Origin of the sequence: Rhodococcus sp. BUPNP1 (genome assembly GCF_002215235.1) — a bacterium.
Classification (GTDB): Bacteria; Actinomycetota; Actinomycetes; order Mycobacteriales; family Mycobacteriaceae; genus Rhodococcus.
Genome location: NZ_NERM01000009.1, coordinates 173361 through 192903, shown reverse-complemented (window position 1 = coordinate 192903; position 19543 = coordinate 173361). Strand labels below are relative to the sequence as shown.

Sequence of the window (19543 nt, the reverse complement as noted above, 5' to 3'; positions counted from 1 at the left end):
CGTTAGGGGATCGTCCCCACGATCGGGCAGGTGGGCGGTGTGGGAGCTAACGGGTCACGGGGTGGGAACGACAGGTTCATCGAGACCGAACGATGGAACGAGAACGCGGACCGATGTCCGCCCAGAACCCGGGAGCGTGCATGTATTCAGGACTCGGCGTCACGATCGGGGCGGCCAACTCGGTGGCCCTCACCGTGCTCGACCAGCCCCGATCCGGCGATCCCAGCGTTGCGTCGATCCCCACCGAACTCCACCTCCCCGCGGGCGGGGCCCCCGTCCTCGGCGCCGGTGCCCCGATCCCCGGCACGCAGGTGTTCTCCGGTTATGCGGCCCGGGTGGGCGATCCGGTCGGCATCCTCGCCGACGACGGCTCCACCTACCTCGGTGAGGATCTCGTCGCGTCGACCGTGGCCTGCCTGCAGTACCGCACGGGTGCCTCCGATGTGCCGACGATGCTGGCGCATCCCGCCGCGTGGTCGGCGCACACCGTCGAGGCCCTGGAGGCGGCACTCGTCCGTGCCGGCGTGACCGCACGGACGATCCCCGAACCCATCGCGGCGGTGCGCTGGCTCGACGCCACCCACGGGCCGCTGGGCGACGACGTGACGGTGGTCTACGACCTCGGTGCGCGCAGCCTCGACGTCGCCGTCGTGCAGGGCGGCGCCCATCCGACGCTGCTGGGCCGACCGCTGAGCAGCGACGACGTCTCCGGCGACCACCTCGACCACCTCGTCACCACTTACCTGCTGGGGACGCTCGGTGAGGACGCGGCCGGCCTCGATCCGTTCGATTCCGCGACCGTCGCGGCGCTCGCCGACTTCCGTACGCGGTGCCGCGCGGCGAAGGAAGCACTGTCCAGCGACACCGAGACGGTGGTGCCGGTCGCGCTGCCCGGCCTGCACCGCGACCTGCGTCTGGTGCGCAGCGAGTTCGAGGAACTCGCCCGGGAACCGCTCGAGGCGTCGCTCGCCGTGGTGCAGGACGCGATCCGCGGGGCCGGGCTCGACCGTTCGGACATCGGACGCGTGCTGCTGATCGGTGGTGGCTCGTCCACCCCGCTCGTCACCGAACTGATTTCGTCGGAACTGGGTCTGCCGATCGTCTCGTCGGCGCGACCGGCCTTCACCGCAGCGCACGGAGCCGCGCTCGCCGCGGCCGAGGCAGGTGCCGCAACTGTGGCTGCCCCGGTGACGCCTCCTGCACCTGCCGTCGACGACGAGCCCGAGACCGTCGCGCTGCCGGTGGTGTCCGCCGCGGAGGCGCAGCCGGTCGCTGCCGCGCACCGGCCGGCGGTCGTCGACACCGCGACCGGCACCCCCGCACGCGCCCGTGCCCGTTCGTTCACGCTGGTGGGTGCCGCTGTCGCTGCCGTCGTCGTCCTCGCCGGTGGCGGACTGGCGATCGGCACCCTGTCGTCGGAGGCCGAGACGCCCGGTTCGGAGGTACGTCCGTCGAGCGAAGTCGTGGCCGGGAACCCGACGACCACCGAGAGCGTCCCCGGTACGACCGTCCCCGGCACGACCGGCGCGCAGCCGTCCGAGTCGGGAACCGTCGTCCCGGTCCGGGTGCAAGGTCCGGACGGCACCGTGACCGCTGTCCCGGCCGGCGCGACGCCCGCTTCCGGTGCCGCACCCACCGGCGCTGTACCTGCACCGGACCCGACCGCACCCGCGCCGGCGACACCCGGGGAGACCACGCAGGCACCCCAGCCGGCACCGCAACCCGCTCCCGCCCCGGCCCCGGCGCCCGCTCCTCAGCCGGCCCCGCAACCGACCGCGCCGAGCCCGGGTGGCAGCGGCGTCGGCGACGCACTGTCGGGCGCAGGCCAGGGTGCGGGCGCAGTCGTCGAAGGTGTCGGCAACGGCGTCGGCCGGGTGCTCGACGGCACCGGCAACGTGGTCGGTGGTGTCCTCGACGGCACGGGGCAGGTCGTCGGCGGACTGCTCGGAACCGGGCGCTGACCGATCCGATGACGTCCGCTCCCGCCCCTCCGCGACGTCCGGTCCCCCGGGAGGTCGCGCGTGCCCTGACCGCGGCCGCTTCCCCGCGACTGCTGCTCGTCGGCGGCACCGGAACCGGGAAGTCCGCAATACTCGCTTCGCTCCGAACCGATTTCGCCGATGCCCGCATCGTCGACGACGCACACCGCATGACCGCCGCGGAACTGCAGGAGCTCGTCGACCACATCCGGGATGCACCGACGGGGATCGTCGTGGCCACCGAAGCCCGACCGCACCGAGCCGAGATGCGTTCGCTGACAGCAGCATTCGTGGGACACGGGACCGTGGTGGAACTGGGTTCGTGGACGCCTCGCGAAATTGCCGGTCGCGCGGCGTCGTTCGAGCTCCGGCTCGCACCGCCCCAGGTCCGTGCCCTGCACCGCCTCACGGGCGGCGTACCGCATCTCGTCGACACCGCCCTCGAGGCCGTGCGGACGGAGAGCGATGCCCGGCGGGCCGTCGAGGAGGCGATTCGCCGGCAGCTCCTCGCGGATCTCGATCTCACCGTAGCCCTGGCGCTCGTCGATCTCGGTGCCGCGCTCGATCCCGGCGAACTCGCCGCCGTACTCGACATCCCTGTCGAGCGTGCCCTCGACCTCGTCGATGCGGCCCGTGCGAGCGGCCTGCTCGGCACGGATGCCGCGAGCCTCACCACCGGGGCGAGCGGTGTGCCCGCCGCGGTCCTGGGAAGGCACAACCTGTTCGCCGTCGCGCGTCGTCTCCTCGCGACCCGCATCGATGCCGGAACGCTGACGCCGCAGCTCGCCCGCGGTCTCGCGACGATCGGTCTCACCGACCCGCACCTCGCCGATCGGCTCGTCGCCTTCGCGGCCGACGCGCCACCGCGCGAAGCCGCCGAACTCCTCGACGCCACCGTACCCGCGGGAGCCGATCCCGCGACCCTTGCGGTGCGACGAGCCGAAGTCGCCTTCGCGGCAGGGGATCTCGAGCGAGCCGAACAGATCACCGACCGGTTGCTCGACCGCGCCGACACTGCGGACGTCGACGACGTGCGCGCCGCCACCCGGATCTCCGCGAGCATCGCCGCGCATCGCGGCATGCTCGACCGCAGTGCCGACCTGTTCGAATGGCTCGGTCCCGAACGGGTCGGTACGGACGCGCCCCTCGCCGCGACCGTGCTGCTCGCCGCCGGACGACCCTCGGCCGCAGAACATCTCCGCAGTGCCGCCACATCGGGTGCGCCGACCTCCTCGGCCTCCGCCGCGCGACTGCTCGAGGAGGGCCTGCGCGAATCCGTCGGCGGCGACGGCCGGATCGCGATGAACCGTCTCGCCCGCGCCCTGACGAGCCTCGGCTCCGACGGGTCGCTGCGCGCCTGGCCCGACACGGTCGACGCCGTCGCAGCATTGCTGTGTCTGCACTCGGGCGAACTCCGGCACGCACGCGCGATCCTCGACCGTCCGGAGACGCCGACCGTGCGCAATCGCATCCTGGTGGCGTGGACCGAGATGCTCGGCGGTGATCTCGCAGCCGCCGCGGCCACCGCCGAGGCCGTCGCTCCCGAGGTGACCGGGCAGCGCGACCTCCTCTTCTTCCACGCCCTGCAGGTCGGGTTGGCGCGACGCAACGCCGACCTCGGAGCGTTGACGGTGCGGTGGCAGGCCGCGCAGTCGGTGGTGGCGGAGTATTCCGTCGACCTGTTCGGGCTGCTGCCCCTGGGGGAACTGTGGCTGGCCGCCGTCCGACTCGGAGAGTCCGCGCGGGTCGCGCATCTCGTCGCCGCTGCCCGCGCGCTGCTCACGACCCTCGGCGAGCCACCGCTGTGGGGTGCGGCGCTGCACTGGTACGGGGTGCAGGCCGCGATCGCCGCGGACCGTCCGGCCGACCTCGTCCCGCACGCCCGCGCCCTCGCCCTGGCCGCGGAGACCACCGCCTACGCCGCGGTGCTCGCGCGGGCCGGGCACGCATGGCTCTCGGTGCTGCGCGGTGAGGTCGACGCGGTGCGCATCCGCGAGGCGGCCGAGTCCCTCGCGTCCGTCGGTCTCCCGTGGGACGGCGCGAAGCTCGCCGGAGAAGCAGCGCTGCGGACGGACGACACCACCGTCGCCACCGGATTACTGCAGGTCGCGCGGACGATCCGGCAGGACGGTCCAGCCGGTCGCGCACCGATGGACATCGCCCCCGACACTCCCCCCGGTGATCCGGACGAATCCCCCCTCGGCGCACGGGAGAAGCCGGGTGCGCTGTCCGAGCGCGAGGCGCAGGTGGCCGACCTGGTGGTTTCGGGCCTCACCTACCGAGAGGTAGGAAACCACCTGTACATTTCCGCGAAGACCGTGGAACATCATGTCGCCCGTATCCGGCGCCGACTCGGTGCCGGTTCCCGCTCGGAGCTCCTGTCACTGCTCCGGGCCATGGGGCACGGCGCAGATGTACCCCGTCACACACACTCCGACCGGAATGGAGGCAAGCCGGCATGTCCGTAGGCGTAGGCCTGAGGGTGGGGACCACCGTGTCGTCGGTTGCGGTCACCTCACCGACGCCGGGACGGCCGGACCCCGCACCGATCGAGCGGTTCACCGCCGTCCACCTGCATTCCGACGGCACCGCGACACTGGGCGACCACGACATCGTCGACGGGCACACCAGTTCCTTCACCGGCTTCGTCGATCGTCTCGGCCACTCCGGTGGTGTCCGCGCCAACGACGGTTCGCTCTCCCGCGCCGAAGACCTCGTCGCCACGGCCATGGAATGCCTCCTCGCCGACGCAGCCTCTCTCATCGGCGACACCCCGTACACCGCAGTGGCGACGTACCCCACCGACTGGCCGAGTTCGACGGTTGCGGTCCTGCGCAACGCCCTCGACTACGTCGGGTTGCGTCACGTCTCGCTCGTCTCCGACGCCGAGGCCGCCGCGGCATGGTTCGAATCGCAGGTCGCGCACCAGACCGGGCGACTCGTCGCGGTCTATCACATCGACCCGCAGGGCTCGACCGTCACGCTCGTGCGCTCGGGAGTCGCGGCGGGTAAGGCCTTCCGATTCCCCGAGGACGACGCTCCGTCGGTCGCCGCGCAGCTCTCGTCGGCGCTCGGCGCGTTCGGCTGGCTCGTGAGCAACCTCGACGCCATCGTCGTCACGATCGACGAAGCGGTCGACCCGAGCGCGGCGCAGCTCGTCGCACAGTCGGTGAAGACCGGACTCGGCGTGCGGTGCGCCCTGGCGCCCGAGCCGCACCAGACGATGGTGCGTGGCGCCGCTCTCGCGGCGGCCGCCGGCTCGGTCGACCTCCTCGGCTCGACGCAGATCCTGCCCACCGCCAAGCTCGCCGAACCGCGACGCAGCGAACTCGACCCGGAGATCACCGCGGTGATCTCGAAGATCACGGCGACTCCCCCTCCGGGTGCCACGCCCGCTGCCGCCGCGAAGCCCGCGGCGAACACGTCGAAGGCGACGGTCGCCGCCGTCGCAGCCGGAGAAGCCGCCGACGAGAAGTCCTCGGGTCGCTCGTCGAAGGTCACGGCCATCGCGGCGGCGGCCGCGATCGCGCTGCTCGTGGGCGTCGGCGCGTTGGTGTTCGGTCTGCGGGACTCTCCGATGGCCACCGCGGGCACGCAGGTCGCCGAGACCCCGACTGCACCCGCCACCACCACGACCTCCAAGGCGCGGCCCGCGCCGGCTCCCCGCAGCACCGAGGAGACCACCACCGAGGAGTCGACCGAACCGGCCGTCGCCGAGGAGACGGTGCCTGTCGCCCCGCCCGTCGTGGAGCAGACCTGGGTCGACCCCATCACCGGCACGAGCGAGCAGTCCTCTACTTCTTCGTCGTCGCCCGGCTCGACCACCTCGAGCACGTCCGACACGTCCTCGACCACGTCGAGCACCGGCTGGTCGCGGCGGAACCAGCCCGATGATTCCTCGGGTGGCGGACGCGGTAGCGGCGGCAGTGGCGGGAGCGGTGGCAGCACCACCACCACCACGACGACCCAGTCGACGACCGTCCCGACCGATCCCGACCCTTCTGAGGAACCGCCCTCGACGGACATTCCGGAAACGACAGAGACTGAGACCGGCAACTAGACAGCTCGGGTATCCGGGTGGTGACCTACGGCACTATCGGCGGTCGCCGGGTCGTCCCGTAGGCTGTCCCGCGGGTCGGCTCGCCGAATCCACGAAGCACCTGTTCAAGAGCACATCGAGCACACATGAAAGGCCTCCATGCGTCTCTCGTCGGCGTCGCGCGCCGCAGTCCGTTCCACCACCCGCCGCGTCGCAGTCGCAGCGGCTTCCGCGGTTCTGCTGGCAGTGCCCTTGAGCGCCACAGCGAGTGCCGCGCCCGCCGAACAGTTGCCTTCCGCTGAACTTCCCGCCGAACTCGTCGAGGCGATCCAGCGTGACCTGGGTCTGTCCCCCGAGGAGTATCTCGACCGGGCCGCACGCGCGCAGGAGCTCGGCGACTACGCTCGCGACTTCCGTTCCGAGCACCCCTCCGAGTTCGCCGGTGCCTGGCTCGGCGAGGACGGCAAGCCGGTCATCGCCGTCACGAACCGCGAGGCCGCCGAGCGCGCTGCGCAGGACGGCTTCCACGCCACGGTCGCGCCGGTCTCGGCCGACGGACTCGAGCAGGCCCTCGCCGAGCTGAACCGCTGGGTGGCGGGGCTCCCGCGCGAGGTGTCGTCGCAGATCAACTCCGCGTCGATCGATGTGCTCAACAACCAGATCGTCCTCGACATCGTGAACTCGCCGATCGGGCGCGCGCTGAACCTGCCGTCGCTGGTGGCGAACGTGCAGGTCCAGCTGTCGCCGGGCATGCCGCCGAACGATCCGGCCCCGATGGGTGGCGACACCTACATCACCGCCGACGGCGACGTCCGCGCCACGCCCATCGAGCGCATCGGCATCTGTTCGTTCGGCTTCAACGGTGTCGACGCCGACGGTAACGCCGTCAACCTCACCGCCGGTCACTGCGACGCGGTCGCCCGTGCCGACGGTGGTTCGACGGTCTACCTGCCCAACCGCGCGAACATCGACGAGAGCGTGCGGATCGGCAAGTTCACCGAGTCCACGGTGGGCACCGACAGCACCCTCGACTACGGCATCGTCTCGCTCGACGAGGCCGGCGTCGAGGCGGGCCTCGACCGCCCGTCGGTCCGCGGCGGCAACGGCTCGACCCTCACGGTCACCGGCACGGCCGTTCCGGTCGTCGGCGCGCCCGTCTGCAAGTCGGGCCAATCCTCGTCGTTCACGTGCGGCCTCGTCGTCGCCGATCGCATCGAGACCCAGCTGACCTACGACTCGGGCTTCTCGAGCACCATCCGCGGCTTCGCGACCTCCGCCTGCACCCTCGCGGGTGACAGCGGTGGCGCGATCGTCACCGGCACCCTCGCCCTCGGCGTGATCAGCGGATCGAACAGCGCCGGCGCACCGAACTGCGTCGAGGCGAACCTGGTGCTCGCGCCCAACGGTGGTACCTCCAGCCTCGGCATTCCGATCCAGGAGATCGAGAACGCCACCGGCACCCGAGTCCGTACTGCGGCGAACCCGGCATAAAGGCCGGAACCGTCCGGTCCGTTCGTCACAACAGTCACACGAGTCTCATCCGTAACCGAGAAGTACCTATGTACTTCCTCGCTCACCCCTTAGGATCGGACGGACGCCGATCCGCGGGGGAACGGCGCCTTCGCGCGTGCATGCGTGAAGGAACGAGAAAGGTATCCATGCGACGCACCTTCGCACGTCGGACGGCCGTCATCGGTTCGGCCGCACTGCTGCTCCTCGGTCCTGCCGTTGCCATCGCGCAGGCCGAACCCGAGACCGAACCCGCGCAGACATCGTCTCTGCCGGCCGAGCTCGTCGAGGCGTTGCAGCGCGACCTGAACATCGATGCCGAGCGCTTCCTCGCCGATGCGCAGCGCAGCCAGGATCTCGCCGCGTTCGCCGAGAAGGCACGGGAGCAGTTCGAAGCCGTCTTCGCCGGTGTGTGGCTGGACGACCAGGGCACCGCCACCGTCGGCCTCACCGAGGGCGACGGCTTCGAGGAAGCCCGCAAGGCCGCCGAGGATGCCGGATTCACCGTCGCCGAGACCGAGCGCAGCGAGGACGCTCTCGAAGATCAGCTCGGCGCACTGGGCGACTGGCTCGAGACCCAGCCGCCCGCCGTCGCCGACGTCATCCGCGGCATCGCCATCGACGTGGTGAACAACGACGTCGTCGTGCGTACCGACAACGTGTCCGGTGTCGAGCTCCCCGACTTCCTCGACGGGGTGCGTGTGCTGTTCGCTCCTGCCGAGCTGACGCCGGAGGGCGCGACCGACCTGCAGCCCATCGCCGGTGGCCTCGACGCCCCCGACGCTCTCTTCGGTGGCGACGCCTACGCCGCGCTCGGCGCCGGCGAGGGCCTGCGCTGCTCGCTCGGCTTCAACGGTGAGGACGGCAGCGGACAGCCCGTGAACATCACCGCCGGTCACTGCGACCCCAACCGCGCGCAGGCCGGCACTCGGTGGGCCTCCCAGGTCCACCAGCTCATCGGCGACAACCTCGGCCAGCATCTCGGCTCGTTCGAGAAGACGGTGCTCGACGGCAGCGACTACGCGCTGATCCGCCCCACCTCCGATGCCGCGGGTCGCTTCGAGAACAACGGCGTGCGCGTTCCGTTCGCCGCTCCGCTGCCCATCACGGGTGTCGCGGATCCCGTCGTCGGCGCTCCGGTCTGCAAGTCGGGCCTGCGCACCGGCTACAGCTGCGGCGTCGTGACGGCCGCCAATCAGAACGTCGAGATCGGCCACCGCGTGCTCGAGAACGGCTTCTCCACCAACCTGTGTGCCCTGCAGGGCGACAGCGGTGGCACCCTCGTCACCGGCACTCTCGCCCTCGGCATCTCCAGCGCCTCGAACGTCGGCCAGTACGGCATGTGCGAGATCGCCGGGTTCGTCAGCGGCCTGCTCGGTGAGAGCCCTGAACTGTTCGCCACGCCGATCAAGACGGTCCTGGCCGAGAACCCGGGCCTGAAGGTCCGCACCTGGTAGCGCGAGTCCACACGACGACGAGGCCCGGCTTCCGCACCGCGGAGGCCGGGCCTCGTTTCGTCTCATCTCCGCAGATTGCGCTCTTCTCGGAGCGTCGTTCGGGCGCCAAGATCGAATCGGATAGGCTCGCCCGATCGGTCGGACCGGACGAGTGGACCGCAGGGACAGAGGGAGATCGAAGTGCTGGGATCATCGATCGTGGGCAGTATTGCGGTGCTGCTCACGGATCAGCAGGTGCTGTGGAATCTGATCAGGCTTTTCCTGGCCGGTTGATCTGCATACGAAACGGCCCCGTCACCCTGCAGGGCGACGGGGCCGTTTCGTACTACTGCTTACTTATCTTCGGCCCACTGCGTGGTTCCCGGAGCAGCCAGCAGATCCTGGACCACCGCGATACCCGCGATGACAGCCGTCGGGCCGCCAGCCGTGAACGCGCCGATGGTGCCACCGACGCCCGCACCGGCACCACAGCCGAGGATGGTCCCTGCGCCCGGCACGATCGTTCCGGGAATCGCTCCGACGATGCAACCGATGATCGCGCCCGCGACAGTGCCGATAGCGGTGGCCATGCCCAACTGCGACACGAAGTTCTGCTGCGACTTCAGGTTCTCTTCGGGCGATGCGACATCGGTGAGCTTCAGCGCCACCGGGGTGAGCGACGGTCCGACCTTGTCCTCAGGTGCGACCGGGGTCGCCTTGGACAGGTCGGTGACGGGGGTCAGCGTGAGAGTCTTGCCGTCCTCGCTCACCTCACGCTCGAAGGGCAGCTGCAGATCGCCGAGCTGGATGGCGAGCGGCAGGCTGAGGACGGTGTCGCCCTCGTCGTCCTGCAGTTCGACGCTCTTTCCGTCTCCGGAGACCTGGAAGGAACCTGCGTCGATGACGGTCACGACGGACTCACCCTCGGGCCGGACCTCGTAGTTGATCGCGTCTTCGTCGGCTGCGGCCGGAGCGGCGTACGAAGTTCCGGCGGTGATGCCCATGGCGGCGATCGTCATCGTCGCCACAGCGGCAAGCTTCTTCAGCTTCATCTTTTTCCGTTCTGTGACATGGCGCACGCCTGTTAAGACGCCCCCATTCTGCTGTATCGACCTGGAGTTCTACGTCCCCCGACGTGTACATCCCACGTGCGAACCCCACGTACCGGGCAAATCATAACCGACATCACATCCGGAGCGTTATACCCCTTTGCCCGAATGGACACCGCATCGTGGCCGGTAGAGCGTGTCGTGACCCCCGTGTGACACACGCCTCGTTTCGGGCGAGTTAGGACATCCTGCGCGACGGCGGTATCGCGTTTGACCTCTAGCGTGTCCGGGCACACGGTCTCCGATTCGACGCAGATTTTGCTACTGGCGGGTAACTCCAGTTCAGACCAAGTTACCGGTGGGTAACTTAGCTTGCGTTACGATGCGGTGACTCATACCAGGCGGCACGACGCCGCCCCCGACACGAAAGGCCACGTATGAATGCCCTGACGATTACGTTGGGCACGATCGGCGTGCTGCTGAGCCTCGTGTGTTGGTTCGCGTTCATCAGCGGTGCATTGAAGATGGTCAACACGATCCGGGTCGGCCAGCCGGCCCCGGACCGCTGGCGGCCGTTCTTCCCGCGCTTCAAGCAGATGGTCGTCGAATTCCTCGCGCACACGAAGATGGTCAAGTTCCGGACCGTCGGCTGGGCGCACTGGCTGGTGATGGTCGGCTTCATGCTCGGCGCGATCGTCTGGTTCGAGGCCTACGGCCAGACGTTCGACCCGAGCTTCCACTGGCCCCTCATCGGTGACACCGTCGTCTATCACTTCATCGACGAGATCCTCGGCCTCGGCACGGTGATCGGCATCCTGACGCTGATCTACATCCGCCAGCGCAATCATCCACGTCAGCCCGGTCGGATGTCGCGCTTCAGCGGCTCGAACTTCAAGGCCGCCTACTTCGTCGAAGCGGTCGTGCTGCTCGAGGGCCTGGGCATGATCCTGGTGAAGGCCGGCAAGATCGCCACCTACCACCACCACAACGCCTACACCGACTTCTTCACGATGCAGGTCGCCCGGATCCTTCCGGAGAGCCCCGAACTCGTGTCGGTCTTCGCGTTCATCAAGCTCATGTCGGGCATGGTGTGGCTCTACATCGTCGGCCGCAACATCACGTGGGGTGTCGCATGGCACCGCTTCTCGGCCTTCTTCAACATCTACTTCAAGCGTGAGGACGACGGCGGTCCCGCCCTCGGTGCGGCGCGTCAGATGATGTCCGGCGGCAAGCCCGTCGACATGGAAGACGCCGATCCGGACAAGGACACCTTCGGTGCCGGCCGCATCGAGGACTTCACGTGGAAGGGCTGGCTGGACTTCACGACCTGCACCGAGTGCGGTCGTTGCCAGTCGCAGTGCCCCGCCTGGAACACCGGTAAGCCGCTGTCGCCGAAGCTGCTCATCACGTCGCTGCGCGACCACGGTTACGCCAAGGCTCCCTACCTGCTCGCCGGTGGTCGCACCGATCTCGGTGGCGACGAGGTGGGCCTGGTCGACGCCGAGGGCAACCCGGACGAGGCCAAGCTGGCGAAGATCCCGGCGTCGGCTCGCGAGGAGTCGGGCCGCAAGCTCGTCGGCGAGACCGAAGCGCTGGTCGAGGGCGGCGAGCTCGCTCCCGTCATCGACACGGAGACCCTGTGGTCGTGCACCAACTGTGGTGCGTGCGTCGAGCAGTGCCCGGTGGACATCGAGCACGTCGACCACATCATCGACATGCGTCGCTACCAGGTGCTCATCGAGTCGGACTTCCCGTCCGAGCTCGCGGGTCTGTTCAAGAACCTCGAGAACAAGGGCAACCCCTGGGGCCAGAACGCCAAGGACCGTCTCAACTGGATCAACGAGATGGAGTTCGACATCCCGGTCTTCGGCCAGGATGCCGAGAGCTTCGACGGCTACGAGTACCTCTTCTGGGTCGGCTGTGCCGGTGCCTACGAGGACCGCGCCAAGAAGACCACGAAGGCCGTCGCCGAGCTCCTCGCGACCGCCGGCGTGAAGTTCATGGTCCTCGGCGCCGAGGAGACCTGCACCGGCGACTCCGCTCGCCGCGCGGGCAACGAGTTCCTGTTCCAGCAGCTGGCGCAGCAGAACATCGAGGTCCTCAACGGTGTGTTCGAGGGCGTCGAGCAGAGCAAGCGCAAGATCGTCGTGACCTGTGCGCACTGCTTCAACGCGCTGAACAACGAGTACCCGCAGGTGGGTGGCAGCTACGAGGTCGTCCACCACACGCAGCTGCTCAACCGTCTCGTGCGGGCGAAGAAGCTGGTCCAGGTCAAGGCCGTCGGCCAGGACGTGACCTACCACGACCCGTGCTTCCTCGGACGGCACAACAAGGTCTACAACGCTCCGCGTGAACTGATGGCGGCGTCGGGCGCGAAACTCGTCGAGATGCCGCGTCACGGCGAGCGGTCCATGTGCTGTGGTGCCGGTGGTGCCCGCATGTGGATGGAGGAGAAGATCGGTAAGCGCATCAACATCGACCGTGTCGATGAGGCGCTCACCACGAATCCCGCCAAGATCGCGACGGGCTGCCCGTTCTGCCGTGTCATGCTCACCGACGGTGTGACGGCGCGTCAGGAAGAGGGCAAGGGCGAGGGCGTCGAGGTCATCGACGTCGCGCAACTCATGCTCGAGTCGATCTCTCGCGTCGAGGCCGCGAAGCTCAGCGACAACCTCAAGGTCGTCCAGCAGCCGAAGACTCCGGTCGAGGTCGAGGAGACCGCGGAAGAGGTCGAGAAGGAGCGCGTCGAGGAGGTCGAGGTGGCAGCGGCAGCGCCGGCTGCTCCGAAGACCACCGGTGCCCCGAAGGCCGGCGGCCTGCAGATGAAGGGCGGCCTCAAGGCTCCGGGCGGACCGAAGGCTCCCGGTGGCGCGAAGGCTCCCGCAGCTGAGGCAGCCGAGGCTCCGGCAGCCCCGAAGGCGAAGCCGGGCGGCCTGCAGATGAAGGGCGGTCTGAAGGGTCCGGGCGCGAAGAAGGCTGCGGCTCCGGCTGCACCTGCCGCGTCGTCCGAGGCTTCTGCTGCTCCTGCAGCCGAGGCACCGGCAGCGCCGAAGGCCAAGCCGGGCGGCCTGCAGATGAAGGGCGGCCTCAAGGCTCCGGGTGCGAAGGCCCCTGGTGCTGCGAAGCCGGCCGCACCTGCTGCTGCCCCTGCCGAGTCGTCGTCGGAAGCTCCCGCAGCCGAGGCACCCGCGGTGCCGAAGGCGAAGCCGGGTGGCCTCCAGCTCAAGAGTGGCCTGAAGGGCCCCGGCGCGAAGAAGGCGGCTCCGGCAGCGAACTCTGCTCCCGCGGCTCCTGCCGAGGAAGCACCTGCTGCAGAGGCTCCCACGGCGGAGGCTCCCGCTGCGGAAGCGCCTGCGGAGCAGCCGAAGGAGTCGGCGATCCCGAAGGCGAAGCCGGGCGGACTGCAGCTCAAGAGCGGTCTGAAGGGACCGGGTCCGAAGAAGGCTGCGCCTGCCGCTCCGGCGAAGGCTGAGCCGACGCCGGAACCCGAGCCCGAGTCGGCACCGGAGCCCGAGGCCCCGGCGAAGCCGGAGGCCGAGGCGCCGGCGCCGCCGCAGGCAAAGCCGGGCGGACTGCAGATCAAGAGTGGCATCAAGCCGCCGGGTCGCAAGTAATCGGGTAAATAACCGAGAAGTGAGGCTCACAACCGTGGTGGTCAACCACTGGGGTTGTGAGCCTCACTTCTGCGTTGTGAGCCTTCGTACGACGTACCGCCCAACCGGACCACTCCCCCGCCGCGCCAACTCCATGGCCGCACGGATCTTCGACGCGAGCGCGCCCGGGGTCTCCAGGTCGTCCCATGTCCACCGCACGACCACCCACCCTGCCTGGCGCAGCCGGTCCTCGCGCAGCTTCTCCTGATAGACGACGTCCTCCGCATCCCTGGTGGCGACACCGTCGCGTCGGTACTTGATACGACCGTCGAACTCACCGATGACACCGTGCTCGGGCCACAGGAAGTCGACCCGCGCGAGCCAACGATCGGCAGCGTCGAGCACATCGACCTGTGCGAGCGGGACCGGCAGACGTTCGTCGAGCATCAGGATGCGACTGCGCGACTCTCCGACGCTGTCGCTACGGTCGTCCATCCTTCCCACCGCTCGGGAAGCACGCGCACGTCCCGGATGAGCTCCCATCCGCTCCAGCGCACTCCGCAGCAATGCGATGTCGGTCAGTCCGTGCCGCAACGCGCGGTCACCGAGCACTACCGACTCTTCGAACGGCTCGGTTGCTGCGATATCGACAACGGTCCGCGCGACCTCCAGTACGCGGGCTCCGCATCTGTCCACTACTTCGGCTTCGTCGAGTCGCGCCGTGTGCATCACTCGTCCCGGCGTTCGTTTGCCGCCGCTGCGTCGGTTGTAGGTGAGGTGGACGTCGTCCAGAGCGATCCTCCACGGGCGCAGTCCGTGGAGTACGGCTGCGGAGACGTGGCTGAGCGCAGCGTCGGGTGACGAGACCTGCAGCATCGCCCGTGCGCGAAATGCGTGCCGGCCGAAGTCGTCGGTTGCCTCGTACGTCTCGCGGGGAACGAAGACACCCGATGCGAGCCGTACCCAGTGACCGCTCCTGACCAGACCGCGGATCTCGCCCGGAGTGCGGCCCGATGCCTGGGCGTCGCTGCGATGGATGAGGACGTCGTCGCGCATGCGTCGAGCGTCGCTCGAGCCGAACGGCGAACTACCGGCAGAACGGCCGATCGGCCGGATCTGTGGATGAACCGACCGCCTGTGGAGAACTCGTCAGGAGGCGTCGATCGCGGGGCCGAGGACGGGCCACGAGTTGTGCGGGTCGTCCTGCCGGTAGCCCCAGTTGTGGGTGCCGTCGTCGTGGATGTCGATGATGGCGGTATGCCCAGTTCGTCGAGGCGCGTCGCCATGCGTCGGTGGTCGGAGCGATCCGGCGCCTAGTTTCCCCCGCCGTATCGTGCCTGAATCGCCGTTCGTTTCTCAGGCTGAATATTGATTCGCGACACATCGTGCCCGTAGTGCTCGAGCAGTCGCGGGTCCATTATCCGCCGCCACAGGGGCGGGAACAGAGCCAGGATGATCAATACCGCGTAGCCGGCGGGCAGCTGCGGCGCCTGCGGCATCGAGCGCAGGGTCTGGTAGCGGCGCAGCGGATTGGCGTGGTGATCGCTGTGCCGCTGCAGGTTGTAGAGGAACAGGTTGGAGCACACGTGGTTGCTGTTCCAGCTGTGCTGGGGTTGCACCCGTTCGTAGCTGCCGTCCGGGCGCTTCTCGCGCAGCAGCCCGTAGTGCTCGAGATAGTTGGCACCTTCGAGGAACATGATCGCCATGACGGCCTGGACGACGAGCCACGGGGCGATCGACCAGCCGAACACCGCGATGAGCACGGCGTAGAGAACGACGCTCAGCGCCCACGCGTTGAGGATGTCGTTGTGCCGCACGTTCCAGAACGACATGCCGCGACGTTCGAGCCGGCCCTTCTCGTAGCGGATCGCGGAGCGGAGGCTGCCGAACACCGAGCGGGGCAGGAAACGCCAGTAGCTCTCGCCCATGCGAGCGGTGGCGGGGTCCTCCGGGGTGGCGACGCGCGCGTGGTGTCCACGATTGTGTTCGACGTAGAAGTGGCCGTAGAACGACTGGGCGAGGGCGATCTTCGCGAGACGCCGCTCGATGGTGGTGCGCTTGTGCCCGAGTTCGTGTGCCGCGTTGATGCCCACACCGCCGACGATGCCGAGCGTGGCGGCCATCGCGAATCGTTCGGCGCCGCCCATGGGCTGCGACACCCACATCCAGCATCCGAAGGCCAGGCCCGCATATTGCAGCGGGAGATAGAGATAGGTGCAGTAGCGGTAGTACCGGTCGTTCTCGAGCGTCCGCATCATGCTCTCGGGCGGATTGCTCGTGTCCAGTCTCGCGAACGCGTCGACCAGCGGGCAGACGACGGCGATGACCAGTGCACCGGTGGCCCAGAAGACGCCGAGGTGCAGGTATTCGACGAGGAAGTAGGCGATGAACGGGCTCAGGGGGATGACGAGTCCGTACAGCCAGAGGCGCTTCTTGGGGTCGGTCCATCGATCGTGCGTCGCGCTGCGAGGAGTCGCCGAATCCACAAACACCAATCCCCCAGGAAGGAAAAACCGTCCGGTACGAATCCCCCCGTACCGGAGAAAACAAACTGTTACCCCACGACTCGGACACACCTTACAAGCAGTACTTACCGACCGGTAGGACCTTGCGCACTGTTTGTGGTGGAGAGCACACGATGACGGCGCCGCACCCGAAGGTGCGACGCCGTCGAACGCGGAATTCTCGAAAGGGTGCGACCTAGATGGTGCGCACGCCCTGAGCCTGCGGGCCCTTCTGCCCCTGGCCGATCTCGAACTCGACTCGTGCTCCCTCGTCCAGGGTCTTGAAGCCCGAACCCTGGATTTCGGAGTAATGGACGAAAACGTCTGCTCCCCCACCATCCTGCTCGATGAAGCCGAAGCCCTTTTCCGCGTTGAACCACTTGACAGTGCCCTGCGCCATACCACTTGCTCCTTGCATTCCCCCACGTCACCCCGACGTGGGGCCTAGATGGACCTCGATCATCGCACTGATCCGGACATTCGTCGCGTCTTGTTTCCCGAGTCGTTACCACGACCTACAAAACGCGGATGAAATCGTGTTGCAGCACGGTGGCACCATGTAACCCGTGACTACCGAGGAGCAAGGCCAACTTCACCATCACATCAGCCGTCGGCTCGAGCAGTCGTCGAAGCTCCAGAACGTGCTCTACGAGATCCGCGGGCCGGTGCACGCCCACGCCGCGCGGCTCGAGGCCGAGGGGCATCGCATCCTCAAGCTCAACATCGGCAACCCGGCGCCGTTCGGGTTCGAAGCACCCGACACGATCGTGCAGGACATGATCGCGGCGCTGCCCCACGCGCAGGGCTACTCGGAGTCAAAGGGCATCGCCTCCGCCCGTCGCGCGATCGTCACGCGCTACGAGCTCGTGCCGCGCTTCCCCAAGTTCGACATCAACGACGTCTACCTGGGCAACGGCGTCTCCGAACTCATCACCATCACGATGCAGGCCCTGCTCGACGACGGCGACGAGGTGCTCATCCCGGCACCCGACTACCCGTTGTGGACGGCGATGACCTCGCTCGCCGGTGGCACCCCCGTGCACTACCTGTGCGACGAGACCAACGACTGGAACCCGGACCTCGACGACATCGAGTCCCGGATCACCGAGCGCACCAAGGCGATCGTGGTGATCAACCCGAACAACCCGACGGGCGCCGTGTACTCGCAGGAGGTGCTCGAGGGGATCGTGCGCCTCGCACGCAAGCACCAGTTGCTGCTGCTCGCCGACGAGATCTACGACAAGATCCTCTACGACGACACCAAGCACGTCTCCCTGGCCTCGCTGGCCCCCGACCTGCTCTGCCTGACCTACAACGGCCTGTCGAAGGCGTACCGCGTCGCCGGCTACCGGTCGGGCTGGATGGTCATCACCGGCCCGAAGGATCACGCGGCAGGCTTCCTCGAGGGCGTGGATCTGCTCGCCTCGACCCGGTTGTGCCCCAACGTGCCGGCCCAGCACGCCATCCAGGTGGCGCTCGGCGGCTACCAGAGCATCGAGGACCTCGTGCTGCCCGGCGGGCGCCTGCTCGAACAGCGCGACGTCGCGTGGGAGCGGCTCAACGCCATCCCGGGCGTGAGCTGCGTGAAGCCGCGCGGTGCGCTCTACGCCTTCCCGCGTCTGGATCCGGAGGTCTACGACATCCACGACGACGAGAAGCTCGTGCAGGATCTGCTGTTGCAGGAGCGCATCCTCGTCACCCAGGGCACGGGCTTCAACTGGCCGAACCACGACCATCTGCGCATCGTCACGCTGCCGTGGGCACGCGATCTGGCGGTGGCGATCGAGCGGATCGGCAACTTCCTGTCCTCCTACAAGCAATAGGGGACGGCTCCGACCTCCGGGAAGTAATTGTTGCCGAACAGTTATCTTGGGCCTTTCGGGACCAAAGTCCCTGTTTAGGGGCACGCCCGACCTACCCGAACGGACAGTTTGTCGGGTTCGTGACCATCGACACATGTCAACCCCTCCCCAAGCCGGGGTCGGAACCAGTAATTTGTCTTATGGCACTAAGCACTACGCACTGTGCCGGGCTCCCTGATCGATCGCCATCCCCCCTGTGCGAGATCAGGTGACGGTGGCGGGGACACCCCCCCTGCTCCCCGCCACCACCAGCCCAAATCTCCCCGCCTCTTGGCTAGCCTGTCCGGGTGAATCACGGACACGGCCACTTCGGCCACGGACACGGTCACGGCCAGGCCGAAAGTCCCATACCACTCGGACCCATCGCCGCGAAGATCGTCGTCGGACTGCTGGCCGCGATCGGTCTCCTGGTGCTCTTCGGCACCGCACTGCTGTGGCCGAGCAGCCGTTCCGTGGACATCCCCGCCCCCTTCCAGACCACCGGCGGCGGCGCGGTCGTCACCGAGGCCGGAACGGTCGTCGAACAGAACACCGGACCGTGCGGCAGCGCGTCCTTCGGGCGTGTCTTCACCGGCGAGCCGTCCCCTCCCTCGAGCAATGCCTTCGACTGCGAACGCAGCATCGTCGCCATCGAATCCGGTCCCGACGACGGTGCGCGGACCCTCCTCGAGGTGATCCCCGGCCCGGGTCAGCCCGAACTGCAGGCCGGCGACGAGATCCGTCTCGTCCGCCAGACCGATCCGGCGGGTGTCACCCAGTACTCCTTCTACGACTACGCCCGCGGTTTCCCGCTCGCGCTGGTGGTCGCGGCGTTCGCCGTCGTGGTGGTCGCGATCGCCCGCTGGCGCGGTCTGCGGGCCCTGATCGGCCTGGGCGTCGCGTTCGGCGTGCTGGTGGTGTTCATGCTCCCTGCGCTCCTGGACGGCAAACCCGCCGTGCCGGTCGCACTCGTCGGCGGTGCACTCATCCTCTACGCGGTGCTGTATCTGGCGCACGGCGTGAATCTGAGAACCAGTTCGGCGCTGCTCGGCACGCTCGCGTCGATGGTCGTCGCGGCCCTGCTGTCCTACGTCGCGATCCGCATGACGCACCTGACCGGTCTGTCGGAGGAACAGAACACCGACGTGCAGCTGTACATCGGGCACGTGTCGATCTCGGGCCTGCTGCTGGCGGGCTTCATCATCGGCTCGCTCGGTGTGCTCAACGACGTCACCATCACGCAGGCGTCGTCGGCCTTCGAACTCGCCGGCCTCGATCCCGAGTCGTCGCGCCGGGAGATCTTCTCGGCGGCGATGCGCGTGGGCCGCGACCACATCGCCAGCACCGTCTACACGCTCGTCCTCGCCTACGCGGGCGGCGCGCTGCCTCTTCTACTGCTGTTCTCGGTGGCCGGACGCTCGATCACCGATGTGATCACCAGCGACGCCGTGGCCATCGAGCTGGTCCGCGCATGCGTCGGCGGCATCGCGCTCACGTTGTCGGTGCCGCTCACCACCGCGATCGCCGCCGTGCTCGCGCGTACCGACGCACCCGGACAGCAGACGGGTGGCCGGCACGCGCGACGCGCGTGAC

At 68.4% G+C, this 19543-nt stretch carries 12 protein-coding genes; 8 read left to right on the top strand and 4 right to left on the bottom strand.

What is annotated here, in order from left to right; translation table 11 throughout:
• The first annotated feature begins 140 nt into the window (after window positions 1–140).
• The 5 genes from B9C99_RS11975 (at window position 141) to B9C99_RS11955 (ending at window position 8984) form a co-directional block, all read left to right on the top strand.
• The gene (locus tag B9C99_RS11975) at window positions 141–1961 is read left to right on the top strand and encodes an Hsp70 family protein (protein ID WP_253250055.1); all 1821 of its coding nucleotides are present in this window, start codon (window positions 141–143) and stop codon (window positions 1959–1961) included.
• An 8-nt stretch (window positions 1962–1969) separates the two neighbouring features.
• On the top strand, window positions 1970–4447 hold the full coding sequence (locus tag B9C99_RS11970; protein ID WP_088897980.1) for a LuxR C-terminal-related transcriptional regulator: 2478 nt from the start codon (window positions 1970–1972) through the stop codon (window positions 4445–4447).
• The gene (locus B9C99_RS11965) at window positions 4438–6039 is read left to right on the top strand and encodes a hypothetical protein (protein WP_253250054.1); all 1602 of its coding nucleotides are present in this window, start codon (window positions 4438–4440) and stop codon (window positions 6037–6039) included. Before B9C99_RS11970 ends, B9C99_RS11965 begins: the two co-directional genes overlap by 10 nt.
• Window positions 6040–6177: 138 nt before the next feature.
• Complete coding sequence (locus B9C99_RS11960; RefSeq protein ID WP_085469142.1) at window positions 6178–7509, top strand: S1 family peptidase; 1332 nt, start codon at window positions 6178–6180, stop codon at window positions 7507–7509.
• Window positions 7510–7676: 167 nt separating this feature from the next.
• A complete protein-coding gene (locus B9C99_RS11955; RefSeq protein ID WP_088897978.1) occupies window positions 7677–8984 on the top strand; it encodes a S1 family peptidase in 1308 nt (435 codons plus the stop codon).
• A 332-nt stretch (window positions 8985–9316) separates the two neighbouring features.
• Here the strand turns inward: B9C99_RS11955 and B9C99_RS11950 are convergent, their stop codons facing one another.
• On the bottom strand, window positions 9317–10015 hold the full coding sequence (locus B9C99_RS11950) for a hypothetical protein (protein ID WP_039585596.1): 699 nt from the start codon (window positions 10013–10015) through the stop codon (window positions 9317–9319).
• Between the two features lie 434 nt (window positions 10016–10449).
• Here B9C99_RS11950 and B9C99_RS11945 point away from each other — a divergent pair, with 434 nt between their 5' ends.
• A complete protein-coding gene (locus B9C99_RS11945; protein WP_088897977.1) occupies window positions 10450–13626 on the top strand; it encodes a (Fe-S)-binding protein in 3177 nt (1058 codons plus the stop codon).
• 63 nt (window positions 13627–13689) lie between these two features.
• Here the strand turns inward: B9C99_RS11945 and B9C99_RS11940 are convergent, their stop codons facing one another.
• The 3 genes from B9C99_RS11940 to B9C99_RS11930 form a co-directional block, all read right to left on the bottom strand.
• Window positions 13690–14661 carry a hypothetical protein gene (locus B9C99_RS11940; protein ID WP_088897976.1) on the bottom strand — a complete coding sequence of 324 codons (972 nt, stop codon included), beginning with the start codon at window positions 14659–14661 and terminating at the stop codon, window positions 13690–13692.
• Between the two features lie 257 nt (window positions 14662–14918).
• Complete coding sequence (locus B9C99_RS11935; protein ID WP_088897975.1) at window positions 14919–16091, bottom strand: alkane 1-monooxygenase; 1173 nt, start codon at window positions 16089–16091, stop codon at window positions 14919–14921.
• Window positions 16092–16305: 214 nt separating this feature from the next.
• The gene (locus tag B9C99_RS11930; protein ID WP_016695928.1) at window positions 16306–16509 is read right to left on the bottom strand and encodes a cold-shock protein; all 204 of its coding nucleotides are present in this window, start codon (window positions 16507–16509) and stop codon (window positions 16306–16308) included.
• 166 nt (window positions 16510–16675) lie between these two features.
• Between B9C99_RS11930 and B9C99_RS11925 the strand changes: the two genes are divergently transcribed.
• Both B9C99_RS11925 and B9C99_RS11920 read left to right on the top strand, forming a co-directional pair.
• Complete coding sequence (locus B9C99_RS11925; protein ID WP_026061855.1) at window positions 16676–17932, top strand: pyridoxal phosphate-dependent aminotransferase; 1257 nt, start codon at window positions 16676–16678, stop codon at window positions 17930–17932.
• Window positions 17933–18258: 326 nt separating this feature from the next.
• Window positions 18259–19542 (top strand): YibE/F family protein, encoded by a 1284-nt coding sequence (locus B9C99_RS11920; RefSeq protein WP_088897974.1) that lies wholly within the window; start codon window positions 18259–18261, stop codon window positions 19540–19542.
• Window position 19543: the final 1 nt, after the last annotated feature.

Coding starts and splice junctions, on each gene's coding strand:
- B9C99_RS11975 (WP_253250055.1), top strand. CDS start 141: ATGTATTCAGGACTCGGCGTCACGATCGGGGCGGCCAACTCGGTGGCC.
- B9C99_RS11970 (WP_088897980.1), top strand. CDS start 1,970: ATGACGTCCGCTCCCGCCCCTCCGCGACGTCCGGTCCCCCGGGAGGTC.
- B9C99_RS11965 (WP_253250054.1), top strand. CDS start 4,438: ATGTCCGTAGGCGTAGGCCTGAGGGTGGGGACCACCGTGTCGTCGGTT.
- B9C99_RS11960 (WP_085469142.1), top strand. CDS start 6,178: ATGCGTCTCTCGTCGGCGTCGCGCGCCGCAGTCCGTTCCACCACCCGC.
- B9C99_RS11955 (WP_088897978.1), top strand. CDS start 7,677: ATGCGACGCACCTTCGCACGTCGGACGGCCGTCATCGGTTCGGCCGCA.
- B9C99_RS11950 (WP_039585596.1), bottom strand. CDS start 10,015: ATGAAGCTGAAGAAGCTTGCCGCTGTGGCGACGATGACGATCGCCGCC.
- B9C99_RS11945 (WP_088897977.1), top strand. CDS start 10,450: ATGAATGCCCTGACGATTACGTTGGGCACGATCGGCGTGCTGCTGAGC.
- B9C99_RS11940 (WP_088897976.1), bottom strand. CDS start 14,661: ATGCGCGACGACGTCCTCATCCATCGCAGCGACGCCCAGGCATCGGGC.
- B9C99_RS11930 (WP_016695928.1), bottom strand. CDS start 16,509: ATGGCGCAGGGCACTGTCAAGTGGTTCAACGCGGAAAAGGGCTTCGGC.